Raw genomic sequence first — 21005 nt, forward strand, 5'->3', positions numbered from 1 at the left:
TGGTCGTGTTGGGCGCTGCCGGTTCCACACGTGCGTGACGCTCAGCCACCGGTCACCTCCATGATTCGATTCCAGACGACGTCGCCGTCGGGGTCGAGCCCCTCGTCGACGGCGCGCTGACGGGTCTCGAGCACCGCCGCGTAGTCACGCGGCAGCACCTTGACGAAGTCGCTCAGGTCGCCGGCCTCGAGCAGGTCGGACGCGAGCGTCGACCCGGTCTCCTCGGCGTGCCGGGTGAGCAGGTCGGTGACGATCGCGACGTCGGCGCTGTCGAGCGCCTCGAGTCGGAGTTCACCGGTTGCGAGGGCGTCGGTGTTGACGTGCTCCTCGCGCAGACCACGGACGTACGCGGTGCCGCCGGACATGCCGGCCCCGAGGTTCCGACCGGTCTCGCCCAGGATGAGCGCGAGGCCGCCGGTCATGTACTCGAGCGCGTGGTCGCCCACACCCTCGACCACCGCGGTCGCCCCCGAGTTGCGCACCAGGAAGCGCTCGCCCACGATCCCGCGGATGAACATGCTGCCCTGGGTCGCGCCGTAGCCGATCACGTTGCCGGCGATGACGTTCTCCGCCGGGTCGAAGCCCGAGCCGGCGTCCGGCCGGACGATGATCTCGCCACCGGACAGGCCCTTGCCGACGTAGTCGTTGCTGTCGCCGATGAGGCGCAGGGTGATGCCGGCGGGCATGAACGCGCCGAGCGACTGCCCGGCGGAACCGCGCAGCGTGACGTCGATCGAGCCGCTGGGCAGCCCGTGCTCGCCGTGCCGCTTCGTGACCTCGTGCCCGAGCATCGTGCCGACCGCGCGTTCGGTGTTCCGGATGGGCAGGTCGAGCGCGATCGAGCCGCCGTGGTCGAGCACGTCGGCGGTCTGCTGGATCAGCCCGACGTCGAAGTGCTGCTCGAGCTCGTGGTCCTGCTCGCGCTGGTGGCGACGCGGCTCGGCGTCCTCGAAGTGCGGACCCGCGAGGACCGGTGCGAGGTCGAGCCCCGATGCCTTCCAGTGTTCGAGGGCACGGTCGACGTCGAGGGCGTCGGACCGGCCGATCGCCTCGTCGAGGGTGCGGAAGCCGAGCTCGGCGAGGAGCTCGCGCACTTCCTGCGCGATGAACTCGAAGAAGTTCACGACGAACTCGGGCTTGCCGGAGAAGCGCTTGCGGAGCTCGGGGTTCTGCGTCGCGACCCCCACCGGACACGTGTCGAGGTGGCACACGCGCATCAGGATGCAGCCCTCGACGACGAGCGGAGCGGTGGCGAAGCCGTACTCCTCGGCGCCGAGCAGGGCTGCCACGACGACGTCGCGTCCGGTCTTCATCTGCCCGTCGACCTGCACGACGACGCGGTCGCGCATGCCGTTCAGCATGAGCGTCTGCTGCGTCTCGGCGAGGCCGATCTCCCACGGGGTGCCGGCGTGCTTGAGCGAGTTGAGCGGGGACGCACCCGTGCCACCGTCGTGCCCGGAAACGAGCACGACGTCGGCCAGGGCCTTCGTCACGCCGGCCGCGACCGCGCCGATGCCGGACTGGCTCACGAGCTTCACGTGGACGCGGGCGGCCGGGTTGGCGCGCTTCACGTCGAAGATCAGCTGCTTGAGGTCCTCGATCGAGTAGATGTCGTGGTGAGGCGGCGGCGAGATGAGGCCGACCCCGGCGGTGGCGTGCCGGGTGCGTGCGACCCACGGGTACACCTTCTGCGGGGGCAGCTGGCCGCCCTCGCCGGGCTTCGCACCCTGCGCCATCTTCAGCTGGATGTCGGTGGCGTGGGTGAGGTACATGCTCGTCACGCCGAACCGCCCGGAGGCGACCTGCTTGATCGCGCTGCGGCGCTCCGGGTCGAGCAGCCGGTCGACGTCCTCGCCGCCCTCACCCGTGTTCGAGCGGCCACCGAGGCGGTTCATCGCGATCGCGAGCGTCTCGTGGGCTTCCTTCGAGATGGAGCCGTACGACATCGCGCCGGTGTTGAAGCGCTTGACGATCGACTCGATCGACTCGACCTCGTCGAGCGCGACGGGCTTCCGGACCCCGTGCTTGAAGCGGAACAGCCCGCGCAGCGTCACGAGCTCCTCGGACTGGTCGTCCACGGCGCTCGAGTACTCACGGAAGATGTCGTAGCGGCGGGCACGGGTGGCGTGCTGCAGCCGGAAGACGGTGTCCGGGTTGAACAGGTGCGGGGGCCTTCGCGACGCCACTGGTACTCGCCGCCGGTCTGCAGCCGCTCGTGGGACAGGACCGCGCCGTCCTGCGGGTACGCCTGGGCGTGCCGCTCGGCGTTCTCCTTCGCGATGACGTCGATGTCGACCCCACCGAGGATCGACGACGTGCCGGTGAAGTACTTGTCGACGAACTCCTGGCTGAGCCCCACGGCTTCGAACGCCTGGGCGCCGGCGTAGCTCGACACCGTCGAGATGCCCATCTTCGACATGATCTTCAGGACGCCCTTGCCGAGCGCCTTGATCACGTTCTTGACGGCCTGCTCCGGGGTGATCCCGGTGATCATGCCGGCACGGACCAGGTTCTCGCAGGTCTCCATCGCGAGGTACGGGTTGATCGCCGACGCGCCGTACCCGATGAGGGACGCCACGTGGTGGACCTCGCGCACGTCGCCGGCCTCGACGATCAGGCCGACCTTCATGCGCTGCTCGGTGCGGATCAGGTGGTGGTGCACGGCGGCGAGCAGCAACAGGCTCGGCACGGGCACCTGCTCGGCGTTGCCGTCGCGGTCCGACAGCACGATGAACTGCTTGCCCGACTCGATGGCGGCGTCGACCTCGTCGCAGACGGCGGCGATGCGCTTCTGCATCGCCTTCTTGCCGGCGTCGACGCGGTACAGGCCCTTGATCGTGACGGTCAGGTGCCGTCCTGACTCCGTCTCGAAGTGCTGCACCTTGGCGAGCTGGTCGTTGTCGATCACCGGGAAGTCGAGCGTGATCTGCTTCGCGTGCTCGGGACCGGCCGACAGCAGGTTGCGCTCCGGACCGAGGCCCATCCCCATCGAGGTGATGACCTGCTCGCGGATCGAGTCGAGCGGCGGGTTCGTCACCTGGGCGAACTGCTGCGTGAAGTAGTCGAACAGCAGCCGGGGGCGCTGCGAGAGCACCGCGATCGGGGTGTCGGACCCCATCGCACCGAGGGGCTCCGCGCCCACCTGCGCCATCGGGCGGAGCAGGATGCGGACTTCTTCCTCGGTGTAGCCGAAGGCACGCTGGCGGCGGGTGACCGACGCCGGGGTGTGCACGATGTGCTCGCGGTCGGGCAGGTCGTTCAGGTTGATGCGGCCCTCGTCGAGCCACGCACCCCACGGGCCGGAGGACGCCAGGCCCTGCTTGACCTCGTCGTCCTCGATGATGCGGCCGGCCTCGGTGTCCACCAGGAACATCCGGCCGGGGCGCAGGCGGCCCTTGCGGACGACCTTCGCGGCGGGCACGTCGATGACACCGGTCTCGGACCCCATGACGATGAGCCCGTCGTCGGTGACGAGGAAGCGCCCGGGACGCAGCCCGTTGCGGTCGAGGGTCGCGCCGACGAGCGAACCGTCGGTGAAGGTGATGGCGGCCGGACCGTCCCACGGCTCCATGAGCATCGAGTGGTACTCGTAGAACGCCCGCAGCTCCGGGTCCATCCCGACCTGGTTCTCCCAGGCCTCCGGCACCATCATCGACACCGCGTGCGGCAGCGTCCGGCCGGTCAGGGTCAGGAGCTCGAGCACCTCGTCGAACGACGCCGAGTCGCTCGCACCGGGGCTGACGATCGGCAGCAGCGGCGCCACGTCGCCGAGCAGTTCGCTCTCGAGCTGCGACTGCCGTGCACGCATCCAGTTGCGGTTGCCGCGCACCGTGTTGATCTCACCGTTGTGCGCGATCGTCCGGAAGGGCTGGGCGAGCGGCCACGACGGGAACGTGTTGGTCGAGTAGCGCGAGTGCACGATCGCGAGCTTCGACGCGAAGCGCTCGTCGCTGAGGTCCGGGTAGAACGGCTCGAGCTGCAGCGTCGTGACCATGCCCTTGTAGACCATGGTGCGGCTCGACAGCGACATGAAGTACAGGTCGTTCGCGTGCTCGGCGCGCTTGCGCAGCCGGTAGGTCTGGCGGTCCAGGGCGATGCCGCTCCACGAGGCGCCGTGCACGTCGTGGCGCACCGAGGCGACGAACAGTTGCTCGAACGCGGGCATGGCCGCACGCGCTAGGGTGCCGAGCACCTCGGGACGCACCGGGACCTCGCGCCAGCCGAGGACCTTCAGGCCCTCTTCGCGCGCCAGTCGTTCGACGGCGCCCTTGACGGCGTGCCGGTCGCCCTCGTCGGTCGGCAGGTAGGCCGTGCCGACCGCGTACTCCCCGCCGCCGGCAGGTCGAACGGCACCACGGCGCGCAGGAACTCGTCCGGCACCTGGCACAGGATGCCCGCGCCGTCGCCCGTGCCGGCGTCCGAACCGACGGCACCGCGGTGCTCGAGGTTGCGGAGGGCGCCGAGTGCAGCGTCGACGATGTCGTGGCCGGGCGTCCCGCGCAGCGTCGCGACCATCGCGAGACCGCAGGCGTCCTTCTCGTTCGCCGGGTCGTACATGCCGGTGGCGTCGGGGACCGCCGAGAACCGCCGGTGCGGCGGCACGAGGGACTTCGGTGCCGAGGGCTGGAGTGGCTGGAGCGCCATGGGGGAACCGTCCTCACGAGGAAGTGGAACAGGGACAGCGGTGGCCCGGTGGTGCGTTCCGCCCAGACGGGCGGGACTGGTGCCCGTGCCCCGCTTGTGGCGGGGAGGAGTGCTCCTAGGCGCGGTCAGTGGGAGTCGTGACCGCTCCGGAGCCCTGGGCGACGAGGCGTTCGTCGTCGTCCTCGTGCTCCGAGAAGGTGTTCTCGGAGTCTACATCGGACTTCGGACGGGGCTCGCGACCGGGCAGGTACGGGCTCGGCTCCTTGCCGGTGTGCCGACGGGTCTGCACGATGAAGATGATGATGCCGAGCAGGATCGCTGCGAACGACATCCACACGTTCGTCCGGATACCGAAGAAGGTCTCGCTCGTGTCGACGCGGATGGACTCGAGCACCGAGCGGCCGATGCCGTACCAGATCAGGTAGAGCGACAGGACCTTGCCCCACTGCAGCCGGAACTTCTTGTCGAGCAGCAGGATGACGACGACGCCGACGACGTTCCAGATGATCTCGTAGAGGAACGTCGGGTGGAACAGCGTGCCCTCGGGCAGGCCCTTCGGGAACGCGGCGTTCGTCGACTCGATCTGCAGGCCCCACGGCAGGCTGGTCGGCATGCCGAAGAGCTCGTGGTTGAAGTAGTTGCCGAGCCGGCCGAACGCCTGCGCGAGCAGCACCCCGGGCACGACGGCGTCGATGAACGACGTGAACCGCAGGCCGACCTGGCGGCAACCGATCCAGGCGCCCACCGACCCGAGGATCAGGGCACCGAAGATGGCGAGCCCGCCCTCCCAGATGTACAGGAAGGACAGCGGGTCGATGCCGGGGCCGAAGTAGTCGGACACGTGCGTGAACACGTGGAAGAGCCGGCCGCCGATGATGCCGGCGGGCACCGCCCAGATCGCGATGTCGATGATGATCCAGCGCTCGACGCCGCGCGCGTTGAGGCGGCGGTTCGCGAGCAGGACCGCGGCGACGATCCCGAGCAGGATGCAGATCGCGTACGCGTGGATGCGGAAGTCGAGCGGCAGCGACCAACCGAACACGTCGCGCAGCCAGGCGGTCAGGTCGAAGTACTGCCAGGCGGTGCTCGGGCTCGGGATGCTCAGGAGGGGCATGGAGGAACGATCGCCTTTCGGTACTGACGGGTCGCGGTGTCGACGTGTCGTCGGCCCCGCTCACTGTAGCGCGGACCGTGGGCCCGCCAGGAACTGGACTAGGAGCGGCGGGCGCCGGTGGTGAGGTCGGCCGCGCGGTCGGCGACCCCCTGCACACCGAGGTCGGCCAGTGCACGGACGAACGCCGAGCCGACGATCGCGCCGTCGGCGTACTCCAGGACCTCGGCGACCTGCTCGGCCGTCGAGATGCCGAGACCGACGCACGTCCGCGCGACGCCGGCGTCGCGGAGCCGGGACACCACGGTGCGCGCAGCGACGTCGACGCCGGCCCGTGCTCCGGTGACGCCCATCGTCGAGACGGCGTAGACGAACCCGCGGCTCGCCTGCACCGCCTGCTGCATGCGGGCGTCGGACGAGGACGGTGCCGCGAGGAACACGCGGTCCAGGCCCGTGCGCTCCGACGAGGCCATCCACTCGGCGGCTTCGTCCGGGATCAGGTCGGGCGTGATGAGGCCGGCGGCACCGGCGGCGACGAGGTCGTCGGCGAAGCGGTCCACTCCGTAGCGGAGCACCGGGTTCCAGTACGTCATCACGAGCACCGGCACGTCGGCGCGCTCGGTGATCTGGTGCACGGCGTCGAAGACCTGCGCGACCCGGAAGCCGTTCGCCAGGCTCTCCTCGGCCGCACGCTGGATGACCGGGCCGTCCATGACGGGGTCGGAGTACGGCAGGCCGAGCTCGATGACGTCCACGCCGTTCTCTGCGAGGGCGACGGCAGCGTCGACACTGGTCTGCACGTCGGGGTACCCGGCGGGCAGGTAGCCGACGACGGCCCCGGCACGCTCGGCGTTGGCGGTGTCGATCGTCGTGGCGACGGTCTGGTTCGTGGTCACAGCTGCACCGCGTTCTCGTCGAGGATGCCGAAGTAGCGGCTGGCGGACGCGACGTCCTTGTCGCCACGGCCGGACAGGTTCACGAGCACGACGCCCTCGGGGCCGAGCTCCTTGCCGAGCTTGATCGCACCGGCCAGCGCGTGCGACGACTCGATCGCCGGGATGATGCCCTCGGTCTGGCTGAGCAGCCGGAACGCCTCCATCGCCTCGGTGTCGGTGATCGGCGCGTACTGCGCGCGGCCGATCGACGCCAGGTAGGCGTGCTCCGGCCCTACGCTCGGGTAGTCGAGCCCGGCCGAGATGCTGTGGCTCTCGATGGTCTGGCCGTCCTCGTCCTGCATGAGGTAGGACTTCGCGCCCTGCAGGACGCCTTCGCGACCGAGCGTGATGCTCGCGGCGTGCCGACCGGTCTCGACGCCGTCGCCACCGGCCTCGAAGCCGTGCAGCGCGACGGACTCGTCGTCGAGGAACGCCTCGAAGATCCCCATCGCGTTCGAGCCGCCGCCGACGCACGCGGCGACGGCGTCCGGGAGACGCCCGACGCGGTCGAGGACCTGCTGGCGGGCTTCTTCGCCGATCACCTTGTGGAACTCGCGCACCATCTCGGGGAACGGGTGCGGGCCGGCGACCGTGCCGAGCAGGTAGTGGGTCGAGTCGACGTTCGCCACCCAGTCGCGGAGTGCCTCGTTGATGGCGTCCTTCAGCGTGCGCGATCCGGTCTCGACCGGGATCACCTCGGCGCCGAGCAGGCGCATCCGGGCGACGTTGAGCGCCTGCCGCTCGGTGTCGACGGCACCCATGTACACGACACAGTCCATGCCGAACAGCGCCGCGGCGGTCGCCGTGGCCACGCCGTGCTGGCCGGCACCGGTCTCCGCGATGAGGCGGGTCTTGCCGAGCCGACGGGCCACGAGCGCCTGACCGAGCACGTTGTTGATCTTGTGCGAGCCGGTGTGGTTCAGGTCCTCGCGCTTCAGGATCACGCGGGCACCACCGGCGTGCTTCGCGAACCGCGGCACCTCGGTGATGATCGACGGACGACCGGTGTAGTCGCGCTGGAGCCCGTCGAGCTCGGCACGGAAGGCCGGGTCCGCCCAGGCCGTGCGGAAGGCTGCCTCGAGTTCGTCGAGTGCGAGGACGAGCGACTCGGGGACGAAGCGTCCGCCGAAGTCACCGAAGTACGGGCCGTGCAGGTCGCGGAGTGAGGTCACGATGGGTCTTCCCGGGACGTGTCCGACGCGACCGGCGGTGCCGGTGGTCGGACGGGTGGAACGTTCAGCCGCGGTCGGCGGCCTCGATGAACGACGCGAGGGTGGTGGCGGGGTCTGAACCCGTGACGAGGGCTTCCCCGACCAGGACGACGTCGGCACCCGCTGCACGGTAGTGGGCGACGTCGGCGGGACCGGCCACGGCGGACTCGGCGACGCGCACGACCCCGTCGGGGATGCGGTCGGCGAGGGACCCGAACAGGTCGCGGTCGAGCGAGAAGTCGGTGAGGTCGCGCGCGTTGACGCCGAGGATCCGTGCACCGGCGTCGAGGCCACGGGAGACCTCGTCGGCGGAGTGCGCCTCGACCAGCACGCGCATGCCGAGTTCTTCGGCCAGCGTGTGGAGCTCGACGAGCTGCTGCTGCTCGAGCGCGGCCACGATGAGCAGCACGACGTCGGCTCCGGCGGCCCGGGCCTCGACGACCTGGTACGGATCGGCGATGAAGTCCTTGCGCAGCACGGGGATGCCCACGCGCACCTTGACGGCTTCGAGGTCGGCGAGGCTACCGAGGAACTTGCGTCCCTCGGTCAGGACGCTGATCGTCGATGCGCCGCCGCGCTCGTAGTCGGCCGCGAGGGCGGCCGGGTCCTCGATGGGGGCCATCGAGCCACGGGACGGGCTGGCGCGCTTGACCTCGGCGAGGATCTTCACACGGTCGCCCGGGGCGAGGAACGCGAGGGCGTCGAGCGGCGACGCCACCCGGTCGAGGTCGCGTTCGACGTCCGAGTACGGGCGGTCGACGCGACGGGCGGCGGCGTCCTCGAGCGCGCCCGCGACGAGGGTCTCGAGCACGTTCGGCATGCGAGTCCTACTCGGCGTGGTGCTTGGCGACGTACTTCGGGCCGTTCACGCCGTAGCCGACCTTGGCCATGACCGCGCCGATGACGAGGCCGATGACGACGACGGCAGCGGAGACCCAGACGCCCCACGGCTGGTCGAACCAGAAGAACAGCGTGCCTGCCGCGAATCCGATCAGCATGATCACGACGGCGGTCCAGGCGGCCGGCGAGTGGCCTTCGCCGAGTTCTGCGGGCTCAGTGTTGCTCACGGTGCTCCTCGTTCTGCTCCAGCGTCGTCGGTCGACCGACGCCCATCCGATCCTACCGTGCCGTCGGTCGGGTCGACCCCAGCACTGAGGTCGTCCCAGTCCACGACGGCGTCGCGCTCGACGGGGGCTGCGGCGCGGGCGTCGGCGGCGGCTCCGGCGGTCGCCGCGCCGTACTTCCGGCTCGGACCGGGCCACGCACGCTGCACGACGATGACGACGACACCGAGCAGGACGGCGAGGACGCCACCGGTGATGCCCACGGCCGGCCAGAGCGACACGTCGACGCCGGACACGACACGGCGTACCGCGGTCAGGTCGCTGACACCGGCCACCGCGCCGACGGCACCCTTCGCCGCGGCGACCGGGTCGCCGAGTGCGGTGATGCCGCTCACCACGACGCCGAGTCCGAGCAGGATCTCGACACACGCGAGCACGATGCGCAACACCCGGCCGGCGATGGTCATCGCGAGGAAGAGGGCCAGGCTCGCGATCGCCAGGGCGGTGTACTGCGGGACGACCGCGGCACCGTCGGCGTCGACCGTCGAGGTGACGGCGGCACCGGCGTGCAGGTCCACGGTGAACCAGGTCTGCGTCCACGCGAGCATGATGATGCCCGCCACGAGCAGTCCGGCGACGACGACGATCGGGCGTGAGCGCTTCACGAGCGCACCTCGCGCATCCGGTTCGCCGTGGCGACGGCCCGCAGGGTGCCGCAGCCTTGTTGATGGTCTCCTCGTGCTCGGTGGCGGGGTCGGAGTCCGCCACCAGGCCGGCACCGGCCTGCACCCGTGCAACGCCGTCCTTGATCAGGGCCGTCCGGATCGCGATCGCGATGTCCGCGTCACCGGCGAAGTCGAAGTAGCCGACGACCCCCGCGTAGGCACCGCGCTTCGCCGGTTCGAGCTCGTCGATGATCTCCAGCGCGCGGGGCTTCGGCGCACCGGACAGGGTGCCCGCCGGGAACGTCGCCCGGAACACGTCGATGGCGGACATCCCCGGGCGCACCGCACCCTCGACGCTCGACACCAGGTGCATGATGTGACTGAAGCGCTCGACCGTCATGAACTCGGTGACCGCGACGGTGCCGGGCTCGCAGACCTTCTGCAGGTCGTTGCGGGCCAGGTCGACGAGCATCAGGTGCTCGGCACGTTCCTTCGGGTCGTCGAGCAGGTCGTCACCGAAGCGGACGTCCTCTTCCGGGGTCGCACCACGCGGACGGGACCCGGCGATCGGGTGCGTGATGGCGCGGCCGGACTGCACCTTCACCAGGGCCTCGGGCGAGGCGCCGACGATCCAGTACCGCTCGTCGGCGGTGTCCGCCAGCGCCAGGAAGTACATGTAGGGACTCGGGTTCAGCGTGCGGAGGACCCGGTACACGTCGAGCGGGTCGGCGGTCACCTCGTGGTCGAAGCGCTGCGAGACCACGACCTGGAACACGTCGCCGTCGCGGATGAACTCCTTCGAGCGCTCGACCGCGGCCATGTACTCGTCCGGCGTGGAACGGTGCGTCGGCGTCGGCTCGGCGATCTCGAACGCCTCGGCGACGGTCGCGACGCTCGGCTGGACGAGGTCGGCCTGCAGGCGGTCCAGGCGGCGCTGCGCGTCGGACCAGAGCGTGTCCGCGTCGTCGGTGCCGTCGTTCAGCACACTCGCGACGAGCAGGACGAGCCCGGTGCGGTGGTCGAGCGCGACGAGCTCGGAGACGAAGGACAGCGCCTGTCCGGGCACGTCGAAGTCCGCCGGCGGCACGTTCGGCAGGTGCTCGAGCTGGCGCACGGCCTCCCACCCGATGAACCCGACCGTCCCGCCGACGAGCGGCGGGGAGCCGGGCACCCGCGGGGTGGCCCAGCGCTCGTGCAGGCGTGCCAGGACCTCGAGCGGTTCGCCGTCGAGCGAGCCGACCGCCCGTTCGGCGTCGATGCCGGTGTCGATCCAGGCGGCACGGTCGCCCTCCTGCGTGAGGACGCCGGAGCTGCGCACACCGACGAAGGACCAGCGCGACCAGAGGCCGCCCTGGCCCGCGGACTCGAGCAGGAACGACCCGGGCCGGCCGTCGGCGAGCTTCCGGTAGACACCCACCGGCGTCTCGCTGTCGGCGTACAGCGCGCGCACCACCGGCACGACGCGGTGGTCGGTCAGCAGGGCGTCGAACTCCGGCCGGGAGGTCGTGTGCGGCGCATCGGAGATCGTCGCGGTCGTCATCGGGTCGCCTCCACTGCCGTGTCGGCCGGGGCAGACGCGGTCGCGTTCGTCGGCGCCGGCGTCGCTGTGCCGGTCGGGGCGGACGCCGTCGTGGGCGCGAGCGGATCGACGTCGAAGCAGCGGTGCGCTCCGGTGTGGCACGCGGCCCCGACCTGCTGCACGGTGACGAGCAGGGTGTCGGCGTCGCAGTCGAACGCCGCGTCGCGCACGTACTGCGCGTGCCCCGACGTGTCGCCCTTCCGCCAGTACTCGCTCCGCGATCGGGACCAGAAGGTCACGCGCCCCTCGGTGAGGGTGCGGCGGAGCGCTTCCCGGTCCATGTACCCGAGCATGAGGACGTCCTTCGACGACTCCTCTTGCACGATGGCGGGGAGCAGCCCGTCCGCACCGAAACGTGCGCGGTCGAGGACCGCGTCGGTGTCGGTGCTGGTGCTGTCGGTCATGAGACTCCTAGCCTACGGCGGCGGATCAGCGGGCGGCGGCGGTTCAGCGGACGGCGTGGCCGGTCGCGCGCAGCGCGGCCTTGACGTCGCCCACCGTCATCTCGCCACGGTGGAAGACGGACGCGGCGAGGAGGGCATCCGCACCCGCGTCGACGGCGGGGGCGAAGTGGTCGACCCGACCCGCGCCTCCCGAGGCGATGACCGGGACCCGCGCGACCGACCGCACCGCGGCGACGAGTTCGAGGTCGAACCCGTTCTTCGTGCCGTCCGCGTCGATGGAGTTGACGAGCAGCTCCCCCGCACCGCGCTCGACGGCGTCGCGCGCCCAGGCGATCGCGTCGATGTCGGTCTCGGTGCGGCCGCCGTGCGTGGTGACCACGAAGCCGGACGCGGTCCGGTCGGAGCGCTTGACGTCGAGCGACAGCACGACGGCCTGGGCGCCGAACCGGTCGGCGATCTCGCCGACGAGGTCGGGTCGGGCGATCGCAGCGCTGTTCACGCCGATCTTGTCCGCGCCGCACTGCTGCAGGCGGGACACGTCGTCGACGGAGCGGACGCCGCCACCCACCGTGAGCGGGATGAACACCTGCTCGGCGGTGCGGGTGACCGTGTCGTACATCGTGGCGCGGTTCTCCACCGTCGCACCGACGTCGAGGAACGTCAGCTCGTCGGCACCCTGCTCGTAGTAGCGCGCGGCGAGCTCGACCGGGTCACCGGCGTCCTGCAGGTCGAGGAAGTTGACGCCCTTGACGACCCGGCCGCCCTGGACGTCGAGGCACGGGATGACCCGGACGGCCACGCCGCTCGGCGCCGTGGCTGCCGCGGTCACAACCGTGCCGCGTGGATCGGGCTGACGAGGATGGCGCGGGCCCCGAGGTCGTACAGGGCGTCCATGATGAGGTTCGCGTCGTCGCGCGGGATCATCACGCGCACCGCCGACCAGTCGCGGCCGTGCAGCGGCGACACCGTCGGGGACTCGATGCCGGACGCGACGGCCGTCGCCTGCTCGAGCAGCTCGGTGGGGATGTCGTAGTCGAGCATGACGTAGCCGCGCGCGACGAGCACACCCTGCAGTCGACGGCGGAGCACGTCGATGCCCGGGATCGTCTCGTCGGTCGAGACGAGGAGGGCGGTCGACTCGAGGATGACCGGACCGAAGATCTCGAGACCGGCCTGCCGGAGCGTGCTGCCCGTCGACACCACGTCGGCCACGGCGTCGGCGACACCGAGACGCACGGCGCTCTCGACGGCCCCGTCGAGCTTGACGAGCGTCGCCGTCACCCCGTGGCGGGCGAGGAAGTCGCCGACCAGGCCCGGATAGCTCGTCGCGACCCGGACGCCGTCGAGGTCCTGCAGGGTGCTGTACCTGCCCGGCGTGCCGGCGAACCGGAAGGTGGAGTCGGCGAAGCCGAGCGCGTCGACCTCGTGCGCCTCGGAACCGGAGTCGAGCAGCAGGTCGCGACCGGTGATGCCGACGTCGAGTGCGCCGGAGCCGACGTAGGTCGCGATGTCCCGCGGGCGGAGGAAGAAGAACTCGACGCCGTTGCGCTCGTCGAGCAGGTGCAGCGCCTTCGGGTCGCGGCGACCGGCGTACCCGGCCTCGCGCAGCATGTCGGACGCGGTCTCGGACAGGGAGCCCTTGTTGGGCACGGCGATGCGGAGCATCAGGGGTCTGCTTTCTGATCGGGGTCGTGGCGGATCGAGGTCGGTGCACGGGCGGTGCCCGAGCGCGTCCTACAGATGTCGCCAGATGTCCGCCGGGGACAGCCCCTTCGCGACCATGAGGACCTGCAGGTGGTACACGAGCTGCGAGATCTCCTCCGAGGTGCGCTCGTCGCCCTCGTACTCGGCCGCCATCCAGACCTCGGCCGCTTCTTCCACGATCTTCTTGCCGATCTGGTGCACGCCGGCGTCCAGTTCGGCGACGGTGCCGGAGCCCTCGGGGCGCGTGCGCGCCTTCTCGGTGAGCTCCTGGAACAGGTCGTCGAACGTCTTCACGCGGTCCAGGCTACCGGTCTCCGCTGACGCCTCCGACGTACCGTCCGGACGGGTCGCGCTCATGCCCGCGCCCGCGCGGCCGCTTCGCGCAGGTCCGTGATCCGCGCGGCGGGCTCACCGCCGTAGACGGCCGACCCGGCGACGAGCGTGTCGGCGCCGCTGCGCACGGCCTCGGGCACGGTGTCCACCGAGATGCCACCGTCGACCTCGAGCCACACGTCGAGCCCCGAGGCGTCGACCGCCGCACGGGCGTCGGCGAGCTTCGGCATCACGGACGGCATGAACGACTGGCCGCCGAAGCCGGGCTCGACGGTCATGAGCAGGATCATGTCGTAGGCATCGAGGTGGTGCAGCACCTGGGTGATCGGGGTGCCGGGCTTCACCGCGACGGCGGCACGGGCCCCGTTCGAGCGGATCGCGGCAGCCGTGGCCACGGGGTCGTCCGCGGCCTCGAAGTGGAACGTCACGCTCGACGCACCGGTCTCGGCGTACTTCGGCGCGTTGACGTCGGCGTCGGTGATCATGAGGTGGACGTCGAGCGGCACCGGGGAGACCTGCTGCAGGCGCTCGACGATCGGCAGCCCGAGCGTCAGGTTCGGCACGAAGTGGTTGTCCATCACGTCGACGTGCACCAGGTCGGCGCTCTCGATGCGGTGGAGTTCACGCTCGAGGTTCGCGAAGTCGGCGGACAGGATGCTCGGCGAGATGCGGATCGTCACCGGGCAAGCCTACCGGCGCGTGTGCGTCGGGCCGCTCCGCGGCGACGTCAGCGCCCGCCGACCACCCGGGTGCCGAGCTCCGAGCCGAGCATCGTCTCGAGCGCGGCGTCGACGAGCCGTTCGCCCTGCGCCCGGTCGATCCGGTGCGAGACGACCAGGGTGGCGATCCCCTGCATGGTCGCCGCGAACAGGAGCTTGAAGAGGAGTCGGGCATCCGCACCGTCGTCCCCCGTCGTCGCGGTTCCCACGGCACCCTCGAGCACCGCGAACAGCGACTCCGCGGCAGCCTGCACGGGGCCCGTCCGGCCGGTCGTCTTCGCCTGGAACATGAGGTCCATCAGCGCCGCGTCGTCGATCGCGAAGTCCACGTACGCCAGGGCGACCCGGCGGAACCGGTCCTCCAGCCCGTCGGCACCCGACAGTGCCCGGCGCACGGCAGCGGTCAACCGGTCGAAGCCGAGTTCGGCGAGGGCGTCGAGGAGCGCCTGCCGATCGACGAAGTGGCTCCGGGGGCGCCGTGACTGACCCCGGCGCGGCGGGCGAGGTCGCGGAGCGAGAGTCCGTCGACCCCGGACTCCCGCAGCACCGCGACGGCCTCGTCGAGGAGCACCGCCCGCAGGTTCCCGTGGTGGAAGGGCCGCTCGGTCATGAGGACATCCTAGTCCCGAACTAGGCATTGACTATTTTCTAGGCAACGCCTAGTTTGACGACATGCCTTCGGAACAGACCCTCCTCGTGTTCGGCGCGACCGGCCAGACCGGCCAGCACTTCACCCGGCTCGCGCTCGACGCCGGGCACCGCGTCCGCGCCGTCGTCCGGACGCCGTCGAAGCTGGCCGTCCAGCACGATGACCTGCAGGTCGTGCAGGGCTCGATCACCGACGACCTCGACCTCGACGCACTGCTCGACGGCGTGACGGGCGTGGTCGTGATGCTCGGGGACGTCGCCGCGCAACGCGAGCGACCTGTCAACACCCAGTTCGTCCGCGCCCTCGTGCCGGCCATGCGCCGGAACGGCACCCGGCGCCTGCTGTACCAGGCCGGCGGGCTGAGCGCCCCGCCCGGCAAGCGGCTCGCCCCGGTGCTCCGCGTCGTCCGGTCGACGCTCGCGCGGGACTACCGCGGCCAGCACGCGGACAACGAGGCGGTCATGCGCTACCTCGACGCCGACGCGCAGGACATCGCCTGGACCGTCCACCGGGCCGGCATCGGCTCGGACGGTCCCACGAAGGGCGAGCTCCGCCGGTCGGCGCGGTGGATCAGCATCGGCACGTTCCGGGACTGCGCCGCGTACAACCTGCGGGCGCTGTTCGACGACACGGCCGTGCACACGTGCGACGGCAGCGCCTACCGGCGCGCGGCTTGAACGCCGGGCGACCCGCTCAGCCGACGCGACGGAACAACGCGATGAACATCGCGTCGGTGCCGACCCGGTGGGGCCAGAGCTGCGCCGTGTTCCCGTCCGCGATCTCCGGGTCACGAGCGGCGACGCCGCGCACGATCGTCGCGGTGTCGAGCTGCTCGAGGACTCCCCGTGCCGCCCCATCAGCCCGTCCACCTGCCCGCGCGTCTCGGCCAGGTGCGGTGAGCACGTCACGTACGCGAGCGTCCCGCCCGGTGCGAGCACCCGGACCGCGGCGTCGAGCAGCTCGGCCTGCAGGGCCGCGAGCTCCTGGACGTCCTCGGGGGTCTTGCGCCATCGCGCTTCCGGACGCCGACGCAGGGCGCCGAGGCCGGTGCACGGCGCGTCGAGCAGGATGCGGTCGAAGGTCATCCCGGTGCCGTCGCGGCCGTAGCGCCGGGCGTCGCCCTCGACGACGCGGACGTGGTCGCCGAACACCCCGAGGGCGTTCCGCACGAGTCCGGCACGTGCCGGCACGAGCTCGTTCGCGACGAGGGTCGCGCCGCCCTGCTGCGCCTCGGCGGCGAGCAGCGCGGCCTTGCCACCGGGGCCGGCGCACATGTCGAGCCAGCGCTCGCCCGAGCGGACCGCGGACGACCGGCTCAGCGCGAGGGCGGCGAGCTGCGAGCCCTCGTCCTGCACGCGCAGGCGCCCGGCAGCGACGCCCGGCACGCGCGCGGGGTCACCGGAGATGCCGCGGATCCCGACGGGCGAGACCGGCAGGGCGTCGGCGGCCGGCACGGGGTCGGCGGTCCGGACGGGAGGCACGGTGCCGGTCGCGCCGTCGGCCTCCGGTTCGTCGTCGGCGGGCACCAGGGCCGCCGGCACGTCCGCCGCGCCGGTCGCGTCGGCGAACGCGGCATCGGCGTCGTGGTCTTCGCCTTCGCCCGGCACCGTGCGCGCGGTCGCGGTGGCGATGTCCTCGTCGGTGGCGAGCCCGGGCAGCACCGCGAGCTGCACCCGGGGCGCGGCGTTGTCGGCTGCGAGCAGGGCGGCGAGCTCGTCGCGGGAGCGTTCGGCGGCGAGGGCGTCGCGCAAAGCCGAGACGACCCAGACCGGGTGCGACCACCGCGTGGCGAGCAGGGCGTCGCCGCCACGGCCCTCGGTGATCTGGGCGTCCCACTCGTCGTCGGTGCGCGCGGCGATCTTGCGCATCACGGCGTTCACGAAGCCGGTGGCACGGCGGGCTCCGACCTCGCGCGCGAGCTCGACCGTCGCGTCGACCGCGGCGTGCGTCGGGGTGCGCATGGCGAGCAGCTGGTGGGCGCCGAGCCGCATCACGTCGAGGACGTCGGCCTCGATGTTCTCCGGCCGACGACCCGACGCCAGCGCGATGATGACGTCGTAGCGACCGAGCATCCGGATCGAGCCGTAGGTGAGCTCGGTGGCGAACGCGGCGTCGCGCGCGGTGAGGCCGGCACGACGGATGCGTGTCGGCAGCAGCAGGTTCGCGTACGCGTCGTCGACCTGCACGGCACGGAGCACGTCGAACGCGACACGACGGGCGTTCGCGGGGCGGGGACCGCGGCGGGCGCCCCGGGTGTTCGTCGGCTGGCTCATGCGAGGACCTTCCCGTCCAGTTCGCCCAGGCCACGGGCCCAGGCTGCGGCGTCCATCGCCTTCTTGCCGGCCGGCTGCACCTCGAGCAGCGCCAGCGGAGTGTCACCGGTCCCGACCAGCAGCCGACCGCCGTGGAGTGCCAGCGCACCGGGCGCGAGGTGCGGGGCGGGGTCCGCGGGGCCTCCTGCCAGGCGGTTGCTGCGGAGCAGCTTCACGCGGGTCTCGCCGAGGTGGGCGTACGCGCCGGGCTCGGGGGTGACCCCGCGCAGACGGGCGTGCACGACCGCCGCCGGATCGTCGAAGTCGATGCGCCCGTCGTCGATGGTCAGCTTCGGTGCGAGCGTCGGCTCACCGGTCTGCTCGGTCGCGACGGCCGTGCCGGCGGCGATGGCGTCGACCACCCGGGCGACGGTCTCGGCACCCGACTCGGCCATGGCGGCGAGGACCTCGCCGGCGGTGGCCTCCGGGTCGATCTCGAACGGGTCCGCCGCGAACACCGGGCCGGCGTCGAGCGCCTCGACGAGCTGGAAGACCGACGCGGCGGTGCGGGTGTCCCCCGCCATCACGGCCCGCTGGACCGGCGCGGCACCCCGGTACGCCGGCAGGTCGGAGAAGTGCAGGTTGACCCAGCCGAGGCGCGGGGCATCGAGCGCAGGGCGGCGGAGCAGCGCCCCGTAGGCGACGATGACACCGAGGTCGACGTCGAGCGCGGCGATGCGCGCGGTGACGTCGTCGTCGACGCGGCTCGCCTCGATGACGGGCAGCCCGAGCTCCGCGGCGACCTGCGCGACCGGCGTCGGCGTCAGGATGCGCTTCCGGCCCTGCGGTGTCGGCGGACGCGTGAGGACCGCAGCGATCTCGTGGTCGGACGCCGCCAGGCGGCGGAGGGTGGGGACGGCCGCAGCGGGGCTGCCGGCGACGACGAGACGCATGGGTTCGATCCTCCCACGAGCGCGCTCGCCGGACTGACCCGAACCGGGCGTTCTGTGGATGGGTACGTTCTGCGGCACGGAACGAGAGGGGCTCCCATGTCCGACGTCACCACGTCCACCGACCGCTTCGCAGGGTCCAGCATCCAGAAGGTCGCGCTGCTCGTCGGCGTCGTGTTCCTGCTCGTCGGGATCGCCGGGTTCGTGCCCGGGCTGACATCCGGCTCGCTCGCGGGTGCCGGCCACGGGTCGATGGCGATGCTGCTCGGGGTCTTCCAGGTGTCGGTGCTGCACAACATCGTGCACCTGCTGTTCGGGGTCGTCGGGGTGCTCGCGGCGGGGTACGCCACCGGGTCGCGGATGTACCTGGTGCTCGGCGGGGTCGTCTACTTCGTGCTCTGGGTCTACGGGCTGTTCACCGCGGGGCACTCGTTCGGTGCGAACTTCGTGCCGCTGAACTGGGCGGACAACTGGCTGCACCTCGTGCTCGCGGTCGGGATGGTCGCGCTCGGCGTGGTGTTCCCGCGCGTCGGTGGACGGGCCGTGCGCGCCTGACGGGCGGGCCCTGGCGCGGGCGGGTTTTCCGACGAACCACTCGTTGATCGACGCGTGGTTCGTCGGAAGGTGCACACGCATCGGGTGCGTGCGCATCGGCCGACAGAACACGAGGTGATCGACGCGTGGAACGTCGCAAGATGCGAACGCATGCGGCCCGGGAGGCCCGGCGCAGCTCCGCCGCGGAGGTCTCGTCCGGCGGCCGTGCGGCTCAGACCTCGCTGAAGGGTTCGGCGTCGTCCAGCCGGACCCGCAGCGTCGGTGCCGCACGACGCCGATTGCCGCCCTTGAGCACTCGCCGGGTCGACGACCGCCGGATGACCTCGGCCTTCAGGGTCGCCGCGACCTCGGCACCGTGGGCGTACGGGAACCGCACGATCGCCCGGACCGTGCCCGGCAGTGCGTCGTCCTCGACGGGTACCGGGCCGAGCACCGGTCCGGCGGTCGCGCCCTCGAGGGCCTCGACCGCAGCGGTGACGGCCTCGTCGGTGCCGGTCATCGTCGCGACGCGGACCGCCGGCGGGAAGTGCAGCTCGCGCCGGTCGGTGAGTTCGTCGTGCGCGGGACCGTCGAGCCGCCAGAGCGCCATCGCCGTCGCGAGCTTGCCGCCGATGCCGACCAGGTACGCCTCCGCCCCGGGAGCACCCTTGGCGGCGGCGTTCGTCCAGAACCGGAGCACGTCCTCCTGCACGCGCAGTCCTTCGCGCGCGAGCATCTTCTCGCCGTCGAGCAGCAGGACGCACGCGTACCCGCCGGGCACGCTCGGCTCGGCGCCACGGGTCGCGACGACGACGGAGGGCCTCGCAGGGACCTCGTCGAGCGGGCGCGAGCCGTCCGCCACCACGATCCGGGTGCCGGGGAACGCCCGCCCGAGTTCGTCGGCGGTGCGTTGGGCACCCTGTCCCACGGGCTTCACGGTGCCGTTGCCGCACGTCGGGCAACGGAACCCCACGGCGAGGGCACCGCAGAAACGGCACTGCGGCGTGGCCCCGCGGTGCGGACTGCCGAGCGGACCGCCGCAGATCCGGCAGTGCGCCCGCTCACCGCACTCCGCGCAGACGAGTCCGGTGCCGAACCCGGGGCTCGCGACCTGCACGAGCACCGGGCCGTGCTGGCTGGCCTCGCGCGCGGCACGCCAGGCGGAGCTCGGGATGCGCGCCTGCGCGGCGTAGCCCTCGGCCGAGGTCTGCTGCACGGTGGGGATGACCTTCGGGGTCTTCACCCGGAACGGCGTGACGTCCTGCAGCCAGTGCAGTTCGACGAGCCGCTGCACGTCGGTGCTGCGGGCGTGCGAGACGAACAGCAGTGCGGCGCCCGACTGCGCAGCCCGCACGAGGGCGACGTCACGCGTGTGCACGTACGGCGCGCGCTGCTCGATGAACGAGGCGTCGCCGTCGTCCCACATCGCGATGAGCCCGAGGTCGGTCGCCGGTGCGTACACCGCCGTACGGTTGCCGATCGCGACGACGGGGTGCGTCCGCGCCTGCAGCAGTGCCTTGGCGCGCTGCCCGTTCGTCTGCTTGGCGTCGAAGCGCACGACCCGTTCCGGCGGCAGCACCGCGAGCAGCGCGCGCTCGAGGTCGATCACGTCGCGGAAGTCGGGGACGGCGATGACGGCGGACTGCTCGGCCGCGAGGGTGTGCGCCGCCGCCTGGGCGAGCGTCGCCGCCCATCCGGGGACCCAGACGGGGTCGGCGTCGCGGTCGTCGTCCGCGTCGCAGTCGGCACCGGAGCGCCCGGCCAGCGCCACGGGGTGGGGTACCGCGGCGACCGCAGCACGATCGTGCTCGGCGATCACGCCTTCGAGCATGCCCGGGGTGTAGCCGGTCACCGGCGGCGCGGACACCGGGGGCGGGGACCACGAGGTGTCCCGCGCGAGCCAGGCCTTCTCGGCGCGGACCTGGCGGGTCGGCACGGCCAGGCGCAGGACGTCGGACGCCACACCGGCGGCGCGGTCGGCCACGGCGCGGGCGAGCTTCCAGATCTCCGGCGCCAGGACCGGGACGGGTGACACCAAGGTCTCGATCGCGCTGAGTTCACCCGGGTAATCGCCTTCGTCGACGATCTCGACGACGTAGCCGTCGGACATCCTGGCCCCGGTGCGGAGCGGGACCTTCACGCGGACCCCCGGCACGCAGTCGTCCTCGAGCTCGGCCGGCACCCGGTAGTCGAACAGACGGTCCAACTGCGGGAGCGGCGAGTCGAGGACGACGCGCGCGACGGTGGTCAC

General features: G+C 71.8%; 17 protein-coding genes and 3 pseudogenes. 2 read left to right on the forward strand and 18 right to left on the reverse strand.

The window, feature by feature from the left end; translation table 11 throughout:
- Positions 1-41 precede the first annotated feature (41 nt).
- From gltB to JN350_RS13320, 15 genes and pseudogenes are all read right to left on the reverse strand, one after another.
- Positions 42-4644 (reverse strand): annotated as a pseudogene (gene gltB / locus JN350_RS13250) (glutamate synthase large subunit).
- A 115-nt stretch (positions 4645-4759) separates the two neighbouring features.
- Positions 4760-5758 carry a prolipoprotein diacylglyceryl transferase gene (gene lgt / locus JN350_RS13255; protein ID WP_205462486.1) on the reverse strand — a complete coding sequence of 333 codons (999 nt, stop codon included), beginning with the start codon at positions 5756-5758 and terminating at the stop codon, positions 4760-4762.
- A 98-nt stretch (positions 5759-5856) separates the two neighbouring features.
- Positions 5857-6651 (reverse strand): tryptophan synthase subunit alpha, encoded by a 795-nt coding sequence (trpA, locus tag JN350_RS13260; protein ID WP_123339698.1) that lies wholly within the window; start codon positions 6649-6651, stop codon positions 5857-5859.
- Positions 6648-7862, reverse strand: coding sequence for a tryptophan synthase subunit beta (trpB, locus tag JN350_RS13265; protein ID WP_205462487.1), 1215 nt, complete (start codon positions 7860-7862; stop codon positions 6648-6650). Before trpB ends, trpA begins: the two co-directional genes overlap by 4 nt.
- Before the next feature lie 64 nt (positions 7863-7926).
- Entirely contained in the window at positions 7927-8712 is a 786-nt protein-coding gene (gene trpC, locus JN350_RS13270) for an indole-3-glycerol phosphate synthase TrpC (protein WP_205464459.1), read from the reverse strand.
- Between the two features lie 16 nt (positions 8713-8728).
- Positions 8729-8968 carry an HGxxPAAW family protein gene (locus JN350_RS13275; protein WP_205462488.1) on the reverse strand — a complete coding sequence of 80 codons (240 nt, stop codon included), beginning with the start codon at positions 8966-8968 and terminating at the stop codon, positions 8729-8731.
- On the reverse strand, positions 8965-9573 hold the full coding sequence (locus tag JN350_RS13280) for a Trp biosynthesis-associated membrane protein (RefSeq protein WP_461964443.1): 609 nt from the start codon (positions 9571-9573) through the stop codon (positions 8965-8967). Before JN350_RS13280 ends, JN350_RS13275 begins: the two co-directional genes overlap by 4 nt.
- 53 nt (positions 9574-9626) lie before the next feature.
- A pseudogene (locus JN350_RS13285) lies at positions 9627-11170 on the reverse strand (anthranilate synthase component I).
- The gene (hisI, locus tag JN350_RS13290) at positions 11167-11613 is read right to left on the reverse strand and encodes a phosphoribosyl-AMP cyclohydrolase (protein WP_205462490.1); all 447 of its coding nucleotides are present in this window, start codon (positions 11611-11613) and stop codon (positions 11167-11169) included. Before hisI ends, JN350_RS13285 begins: the two are co-directional and overlap by 4 nt.
- A 43-nt stretch (positions 11614-11656) precedes the next feature.
- Positions 11657-12442 (reverse strand): imidazole glycerol phosphate synthase subunit HisF, encoded by a 786-nt coding sequence (hisF, locus tag JN350_RS13295; RefSeq protein WP_240347327.1) that lies wholly within the window; start codon positions 12440-12442, stop codon positions 11657-11659.
- A complete protein-coding gene (hisG, locus tag JN350_RS13300; RefSeq protein ID WP_205462491.1) occupies positions 12439-13278 on the reverse strand; it encodes an ATP phosphoribosyltransferase in 840 nt (279 codons plus the stop codon). Before hisG ends, hisF begins: the two co-directional genes overlap by 4 nt.
- A 69-nt stretch (positions 13279-13347) precedes the next feature.
- Entirely contained in the window at positions 13348-13611 is a 264-nt protein-coding gene (locus JN350_RS13305; RefSeq protein ID WP_111084162.1) for a phosphoribosyl-ATP diphosphatase, read from the reverse strand.
- Positions 13612-13670: 59 nt separating this feature from the next.
- Positions 13671-14330, reverse strand: coding sequence for a ribulose-phosphate 3-epimerase (gene rpe / locus JN350_RS13310; protein WP_111083925.1), 660 nt, complete (start codon positions 14328-14330; stop codon positions 13671-13673).
- A 47-nt stretch (positions 14331-14377) separates the two neighbouring features.
- A complete protein-coding gene (locus JN350_RS13315) occupies positions 14378-14776 on the reverse strand; it encodes a TetR-like C-terminal domain-containing protein (protein WP_205462492.1) in 399 nt (132 codons plus the stop codon).
- Positions 14773-14979, reverse strand: coding sequence for a TetR/AcrR family transcriptional regulator (locus JN350_RS13320; protein WP_205462493.1), 207 nt, complete (start codon positions 14977-14979; stop codon positions 14773-14775). Before JN350_RS13320 ends, JN350_RS13315 begins: the two co-directional genes overlap by 4 nt.
- 62 nt (positions 14980-15041) lie before the next feature.
- Between JN350_RS13320 and JN350_RS13325 the strand changes: the two genes are divergently transcribed.
- Positions 15042-15695, forward strand: a complete 654-nt coding sequence (locus JN350_RS13325) for an NAD(P)-dependent oxidoreductase (protein WP_205462494.1) — start codon at positions 15042-15044, stop codon at positions 15693-15695.
- A gap of 16 nt (positions 15696-15711) precedes the next feature.
- Here JN350_RS13325 and JN350_RS13330 read toward each other — a convergent pair.
- Positions 15712-17291, reverse strand: a pseudogene (locus tag JN350_RS13330) (RsmB/NOP family class I SAM-dependent RNA methyltransferase).
- Positions 17288-18223: a methionyl-tRNA formyltransferase gene (locus JN350_RS13335; RefSeq protein WP_205462495.1), complete on the reverse strand. Its 936-nt coding sequence runs from the start codon at positions 18221-18223 to the stop codon at positions 17288-17290. The pseudogene JN350_RS13330 and the gene JN350_RS13335 overlap by 4 nt, the downstream one beginning before the upstream one ends.
- Positions 18224-18319: 96 nt before the next feature.
- Between JN350_RS13335 and JN350_RS13340 the strand changes: the two genes are divergently transcribed.
- The gene (locus JN350_RS13340) at positions 18320-18775 is read left to right on the forward strand and encodes a DUF4383 domain-containing protein (RefSeq protein ID WP_205462496.1); all 456 of its coding nucleotides are present in this window, start codon (positions 18320-18322) and stop codon (positions 18773-18775) included.
- 211 nt (positions 18776-18986) lie between these two features.
- On the opposite strand, the gene JN350_RS13345 is transcribed toward JN350_RS13340, so the two are convergent.
- Complete coding sequence (locus JN350_RS13345; protein WP_205462497.1) at positions 18987-21005, reverse strand: primosomal protein N' family DNA-binding protein; 2019 nt, start codon at positions 21003-21005, stop codon at positions 18987-18989.

Source organism: Curtobacterium sp. 24E2, from assembly GCF_016925595.1.
In the GTDB taxonomy this organism is placed as follows: Bacteria; Actinomycetota; Actinomycetes; order Actinomycetales; family Microbacteriaceae; genus Curtobacterium.